Origin of the sequence: Prosthecobacter sp. (assembly GCF_029946185.1) — a bacterium.
Lineage (GTDB): Bacteria > Verrucomicrobiota > Verrucomicrobiia > Verrucomicrobiales > Verrucomicrobiaceae > Prosthecobacter.
Genome location: NZ_JAQSEA010000201.1, coordinates 1 through 2,806 on the forward strand (window position 1 = coordinate 1; position 2,806 = coordinate 2,806).

General features: G+C 54.9%; 3 protein-coding genes and 1 pseudogene. 3 read left to right on the forward strand and 1 reads right to left on the reverse strand.

What is annotated here, in order from left to right:
* Positions 1–215, forward strand: a pseudogene (locus PSV43_RS17170) (ADP-L-glycero-D-mannoheptose-6-epimerase); the annotation flags it as partial.
* Between the two features lie 69 nt (positions 216–284).
* Here the strand turns inward: PSV43_RS17170 and PSV43_RS17175 are convergent.
* Positions 285–863 (reverse strand): transglutaminase-like domain-containing protein, encoded by a 579-nt coding sequence (locus PSV43_RS17175; RefSeq protein WP_300200068.1) that lies wholly within the window; start codon positions 861–863, stop codon positions 285–287.
* Between the two features lie 190 nt (positions 864–1,053).
* Between PSV43_RS17175 and PSV43_RS17180 the strand changes: the two genes are divergently transcribed.
* Both PSV43_RS17180 and PSV43_RS17185 read left to right on the forward strand, forming a co-directional pair.
* Complete coding sequence (locus tag PSV43_RS17180; RefSeq protein ID WP_300200071.1) at positions 1,054–1,431, forward strand: hypothetical protein; 378 nt, start codon at positions 1,054–1,056, stop codon at positions 1,429–1,431.
* A 231-nt stretch (positions 1,432–1,662) separates the two neighbouring features.
* On the forward strand, positions 1,663–2,661 hold the full coding sequence (locus tag PSV43_RS17185; RefSeq protein ID WP_300200073.1) for a tetratricopeptide repeat protein: 999 nt from the start codon (positions 1,663–1,665) through the stop codon (positions 2,659–2,661).
* Positions 2,662–2,806: the final 145 nt, after the last annotated feature.

Below are 2,806 nucleotides of genomic sequence, written 5' to 3' on the forward strand. Positions count from 1 at the left end.
TCACCGCCCTCGGCAAAGAGCCCAACATCGAGTTCATCGACATGCCCGAGCACCTGCAGTCGAAGTACCAATACTACACCTGCGCCGACATCACCAAACTACGCGGCTCAGGTTTCAGCACCGAGATTACGCCGCTGGCGGAAGCCGTCAGGGATTACGTGCAAGGCTACCTCGTGCCGGATAAACGGCTGGGTGATGAGTTCGTGGGTGGCTGAACCAGTGCAACCTTGTCTTAAAAGTGTTCGGGCGTGTCTGGCATGGCGTGTGAAGTGTTCAGTGCATGGTTAGGCGTCTGACGCATAGTCTGGAAGATTCCTGGATACCTCTTCTGCCGTGGGCCATTTCTGGAGTGTCGCAACGACACACGGCAGAGCGTCCGCAAACCGTCTGGCAATATCCATCTCCCCTGGCAGCCTAGGCGTGTAGGCGAGCCGCTCCGTCGGTGGGCAAAAATCTGTCGTGATTTCACCCTTGTTGCCGCGCGGGTCGATGCGATACCAACCGTGCCGCAGAAGTTGCACCGCAACCAAGCCGTGAAGGCAGAAGGCTGAACCGCTGCTGTCGCGGGAGAGCCGCTGGTAACAAAGTGCCGCAGGAATCCCACGGGCACGAAGTAACGCAGTCAGCAGATGACTTTTGGCGTAGCAAAAGCCTGCACGATGTCGCAACACATCGGACGCGGTGCAGGTGACCACGGGAATTGCGTGGTCAGAACTGTGCCTCACACAATCGCGCACCCAGAGAAAGCACCGCCGGGCAATCTCCTCATCGCTGACCGCATCCCCAGCAATCTCGGCTGCGGCGGCAATGATGGCAGCAGACGCACTGTCGATGACAGGTGTGGGCTCTAGAAACTCGTTCATGGGTTGAAGCCGTGTAACGCAACGAATCAGGCGACGGCTAGCGGTAAGGGGCGATGACCCGACAGATGCCAAGCAAGCCGCTGCCCGCATCCGTTTTGTTCGACCTTGGAAGGGCTGGCATTCGTGGGGCAGTCATCTGGGGTGTACGCCCCATTGTCATTTACCCCACTTCGCCCGTCAGTAACATCCTATGTCAGACAAAATCAAAAAGCGTTTCGGAATCTGGATGGACACTCACCACGCGACCATCATCGGCTATGACCCAGACGCCGCCATTTTCACCGTCCTCGGTCATGCCAAGAATCCAGGTGCGGGATCCAATTCAAACGAGAATGCCGCGAACCATCTCGAAATCACCTTGGCTAATAAATATTTCAAAGAGATCGCCCACCATCTGGTGAACGCGGATGAAGTTCACATCACCGGCAGCGGCACAATCCAGGAGCAATTCGTACGCTACCTTGGCGATACTCCCCAGTTCAAAAAGACCGCCGCCTCCCAAAGCACCTCCACCCCGATGAGCGACGAGAAGCTGGTGGAGTTCATCACCAGCCATTTCAAAAACTAGAGGCACCCCTCCGTTGAAGTAACGGAAAAGCAAGCGCGACACATCAGCCCGGAGGGTTGTGTGCCGCGCTTTGTTTGTCGGTGCAGGACCTGGTCCAGTGCCATTTTGCAACAATTCGAAGCAGTGAGAGATTACGTGCAGGGGTATTTGGTGCCGGATAAGAGGCTGGGGGATGAGGCCATGTCCTGAATGGCATTGACTCGGGCTCCCTCGCCAGCATAAAACTGGCGGATGAAGCAAGCCCATATCATCCTGGTCGGAACCTTGGTCCTGTCCACGGCCACATTGATGGCCTGCATTTGGGATACAGACACGCTTGCCGCAGAAAAAGAGAGGCTGCCTGAGATCGAAGCATTGATCACCGGAACTTTCCCCAGGCATTCCAGCGAGTTTCATGAGTGGCGTAGAGACAAATGCAAACAACTCATTGGGCATAATGCGGCCCAGGTGCGAACCTACGATGACCTTGCCGTATCGCTGCATAAACTCGGCGATCACAAAGCAGCTATTCAAATCATGCAAGCCAAGGAACTGCTGTTCCCCGGGCTGTATGAAACTCGCTCCAATCTAGGCACCTTTTACATTTACACAGGTGACTTGGATGAGGCTCTGAAGTGGATTGGCGAAGCTTTGGCCATCAATCCAAATGCACATTTCGGGCGGGAAAAATATCAGCGCTGGCTTGTTGAATGGCTCCAGGAACGCCAAAAGACTGGCGTACGCAAACTAGCACTCGAAGATTTGGGTCCGCGTGCACAAGGCATTCCATACGGATTTGCGGAGTTTGTGGCCCGTAAAGAGCATGCAGCCTCTGGTCAGACCGAGAAAACGGAGATCACCCTTCACCAGCTGGACGATGCCATTTTCGGAGTCAGCGGTATGATGAGATTCGCAGATTTCGACAATCCTTTGCTCTTGGAAGCGCTTGGGGACCTTCTTATTGCCGGACAGGTGAGAACAAATGCCGCCCAACTGGCATGCCTGTGCTACCTGCACTCCTCCCGCAAAGCAGACAACGATATGGAGAAAACACGCTTGCGAGTCTGTGCCGAAGCTGCCGGAATCATCACACCCGACTTCAATCTCGAACGGTACATGAAGCTGCTCGATACAGGCCTGGCCAAGGGCCTTAAAAGTGCCGAGTCGATCAGGAACGATGAAATCGCCTGGATTGCCGCAGGCAAAGACGCCAGCGTTGAATTTCAAAAGAAGTACCTGCCAGCCAAATGAGCTGAGTGTTGAGTGATGATGCAGACGGATTGCAATCATCCCTAAGTGCCGTCAGCGAGGGCTTTTTTGAATTCCACGAGCAATTCCGGCATTCGACAGCAGCCCTTTGGCATGCTAAACACCATGCCCCATGTCTGCCCCAACC